The sequence below is a fragment of the uncultured Gimesia sp. genome (assembly GCF_937910335.1).
Lineage (GTDB): Bacteria > Planctomycetota > Planctomycetia > Planctomycetales > Planctomycetaceae > Gimesia.
The window spans coordinates 1-2,373 of sequence record NZ_CALEMX010000162.1 but is presented as its reverse complement, the minus strand read 5'-3'; the positions used below and the strand labels follow the sequence as shown (position 1 = coordinate 2,373).

3 protein-coding genes are annotated in these 2,373 nt (G+C 45.4%); 1 reads left to right on the top strand and 2 read right to left on the bottom strand.

What is annotated here, in order from left to right; all coding sequences use genetic code 11:
* Positions 1 to 723, bottom strand: a 723-nt coding sequence (locus tag Q0668_RS06415; RefSeq protein ID WP_298861548.1) for a lyase family protein, incomplete at its 3' end; no start/stop codon positions are given.
* 54 nt (positions 724 to 777) lie between these two features.
* On the bottom strand, positions 778 to 1,458 hold the full coding sequence (locus tag Q0668_RS06410; protein WP_298861545.1) for a metal-dependent transcriptional regulator: 681 nt from the start codon (positions 1,456 to 1,458) through the stop codon (positions 778 to 780).
* A gap of 383 nt (positions 1,459 to 1,841) precedes the next feature.
* Between Q0668_RS06410 and Q0668_RS06405 the strand changes: the two genes are divergently transcribed.
* A partial coding sequence (locus Q0668_RS06405) for a hypothetical protein (protein ID WP_298861542.1) occupies positions 1,842 to 2,373 on the top strand: 532 nt, incomplete at its 3' end.

The window sequence follows — 2,373 nt, the reverse complement described above, 5'->3', positions numbered from 1 at the left end:
CTGTCCGGTGACTGCATAGCGATCTGTGAACCCCATTTTTTCCGTGACACGTCGGTCCAGTTCATCAACTTTCGCATGATCTCCCTGGAAGAGCTGCAGGAAGGTTGCTTGAGTTCCCGTGGTTCCTTTTACACCTCGAAACCGTAGTTTTTCCAGACGGTATTCGATTTCTTCCAGATCCAGGATGAGATCATAACACCAGAGTGTCGCCCGTTTTCCGACGGTCGTTGGTTGGGCCGGCTGTAAGTGTGTGAATCCCAGGCAGGGTAAATCTCGATACTCTTTTGCAAACTGTGAGAGATGGTCGATCACGGAAACCAGTCGCCCGCGAATTCGTTCCAGGCTTTCGCGAATCATCACCAATTCGCTGTTATCTGTGACAAAACAACTGGTGGCTCCCAAATGGATAATTGCCATCGAATCGGGACACCGATCGCCGAAGGTATGCACATGCGCCATCACATCGTGGCGGAGTTCTTTTTCGTATTTGGCAGCCAGATCGAAATCAATATCATCGACGGCTGCTTTTAACGAGTGCACCTGCTCTGCACTAATCCCCAATCCCATTTCATGCTGTGATTCCGCTAGCGCGACCCATAATCTACGCCAGGTCGAATGTTTTTTTTGAGCCGACCAGATCTGGCTCATTTCAGAGGATGCATAACGGCTAATCAACGGATTTTCATAAATGAGGTGACTCAATTTCTTTTCTTTCTTCAGCATAGTGAACTTCAAGTTCACTCAGATTCTGTTAGCTCGGATTCATTCCATTTGCTGTTACCTCGCCAAGAGAGGAACCACTTTCACATTCTCTGCGACATGAATCCCCATTGATATCAGTTGTCCATTCCATTCCGAGACAACAATGCCCGCTTCTCTATTTTTTTCTTTGACAATCCCTTCAGAGCCAATCTTTAATCCTGAACGGGATAGAAACCGCAAGAATTCCGTTTCCTGATCGGTTACCTGGACAATTTTGACATTCGCTCCTATCTGGCTTGCGGCCAATGTTGTCAGATTGGGATAGGCACGACGCATTTGACCATCGATAGAAGGAATTGGGTCTCCATGTGGATCGGTTTCCGGAAAGCCGAGAAACTCGTCGATGTGATCAACCAGAAAATCACTCACTGCATGTTCCATATTTTCTGCTTCCGCATGAATTTGATCCCAACTCAGTTTCAAAGTCTGAAACAGGAACAGCTCAATCAACCGATGTCGTCTTAGCACTCTGATCGCAGTCTGCTTACCACTCTCGGTCAGGCTGGCGCCCTCGTAAGGACGATATTCAACATGCTGCGATTGTTTCAGAGTTTTGAGCATACTGGTCACTGTTCCGGGAGCCACATCCATATATTTGGCTAATTCACCGGTACTGATCCACTCCGAACCGGACTGGAGACTGATTTGCAAGATTGCTTTCAGATAATTCTCAACGGTTAAACTTGTAACGCTCACAAAAACATCCTGACTCATAAACTCTTACATATCAATCGCTTAATGGAATACCAGAGACGTAACCATCATCGGGAATGCACGACCGCTGCTTATGTGCTCCTTTATCCTACCAATATCACAAATTAGTTGGAACAAATACCCCTCAGTAAATTAACCGCAATTTGAGATACTATGGAGTTTCTTCCTGATTCCGATAATTACCCCAATCCTTTTGTTGATCAACACTTACCACTAATGTGTCTGCATCTCTGGAATCAGGTGTTTTCGACGAAATCCAAGACTTTGGGTGATGTTTGAACTCTGATTATGCCGATTTTAATGATTGTATCGAAATCTTTCGATCCTCTCTCAAACTGCTGTCAAATCGTCACAAGGAAGGCCGGATGCTCTGCTGGCGCACACTCTGTTTTTTATTCTCTTCAATAATCCTGCTATCGGGATCATTGAGTTTCACTCATGCGCAAACAATTGTCCGTGATATCAATCAACCCCAAAACCAACTCAAACGGACAGCGGTGATTGGCCTGTTAGGAGAATTTGTCCATTGTGCGGCATATGAAGTTGCGAATCCTGAACACGATTTAGGGCAGTTGATTTCAAGAGCACACGGATTTACTTCCAAATCTTCAGGTATCATTCGTGTTGTTCGTGGTGGGCGTATCAGCCAAGACCTGATGTATTCACCGAATACGAAATTTTCTCTGATGCATGGCGATGTGTTGATTGCTCTGAAATCGCCTACAAATATGATCAACATTTCCTCAGGCGATCAAAGGAACGGGTTTCGAGGAAATCAATTTCAGGCCTCTCCAAAATTGGTACAACTTGCGATTCTGAATTTGTTAGACCACCCGATTGTGTTTGGCGTGCCGCCGGAAATTGCAAATCTGGCAGGTATTTTACACAGTCTGAGGC